The sequence below is a fragment of the Corynebacterium sp. AOP12-C2-36 genome (assembly GCF_052379185.1).
Classification (GTDB): Bacteria; Actinomycetota; Actinomycetes; order Mycobacteriales; family Mycobacteriaceae; genus Corynebacterium.
Genome location: NZ_JBQSYJ010000081.1, coordinates 1 through 536, shown reverse-complemented (window position 1 = coordinate 536; position 536 = coordinate 1). Strand labels below are relative to the sequence as shown.

The 536-nt window shown below is 69.8% G+C and carries 1 protein-coding gene; it reads left to right on the top strand.

Annotated elements, in window-relative coordinates; translation table 11 throughout:
• Positions 1–509: M23 family metallopeptidase (locus ACT3UN_RS16560; RefSeq protein ID WP_444657674.1), on the top strand; the 509-nt coding region annotated here is incomplete at its 5' end.
• Positions 510–536 lie beyond the last annotated feature (27 nt).

Genomic DNA, 536 nt, shown 5'->3' with positions numbered 1-536 from the left:
CCGCCGCCGCCCAGATCCTCGCACTGCCGCAGAACACGCAGATCGAGAACCTCTCGGCCCAGCTCTCCAGCGCCCTGGAGTTCGACGCCGAGCGCGCCGCCGAGGATCTCCTCTCCCGTGCACCCGAGGTCGTCAAGCCCGCCGAGGGCAGCTACACCTCCCCCTTCGCCATGCGCTGGGGCACCATGCACAAGGGCATCGACATCGCCAACGCCATCGGCACCCCGATCGTCGCCGCCATGGCCGGCACCGTGATCGACGCCGGCCCGGCCTCCGGCTTCGGCAACTGGGTCCGCGTGAAGCACGAGGACGGCACCATCACCGTCTACGGCCACATGTCCACCATCGACGTCACCGTGGGCCAGCAGGTCCAGGCCGGCCAGAAGATCGCCGGCGTCGGCAACGAGGGCTTCTCCACCGGCCCGCACGTGCACTTCGAGGTCTACCCCACCGAGGGCAACGCCGTGGACCCCGTGCCGTGGCTGCGTGAGCGCGGCGTCGAGATCTAGGACCCGCCCACACTTTCAACGGGACAC